Genomic DNA, 232 nt, shown 5'->3' on the forward strand with positions numbered 1-232 from the left:
ATCGCCCGCTCAATTCGAACAGATAACCGCCGAAACGAGATAAAGAGGCGGAAATAAAACGGGACAAGTCCAGAGTGTCGACAGGCCGACACCAAGATCTTCAGCAACTTCACGCCGGGTCCGACCGCTCGTCTCGGCCAGACGGACAGCCTCATGTTCAAATTCCTTCGTAAAGGGCACTCGCTTCGTCATAAAGGTTTCCTTTCAACTCATGAAAACCTCTCCACTTTTG

The 232-nt window shown here is 51.3% G+C and carries 1 pseudogene; it reads right to left on the reverse strand.

Features of this window, described 5'->3' with window-relative positions:
- Positions 1-72: 72 nt before the first annotated feature.
- Positions 73-192, reverse strand: a pseudogene (locus HBA93_RS23800) (transposase); the annotation flags it as partial.
- Positions 193-232: the final 40 nt, after the last annotated feature.

This window comes from Ochrobactrum sp. SFR4, assembly GCF_019730395.1.
In the GTDB taxonomy this organism is placed as follows: domain Bacteria; phylum Pseudomonadota; class Alphaproteobacteria; order Rhizobiales; family Rhizobiaceae; genus Pseudochrobactrum.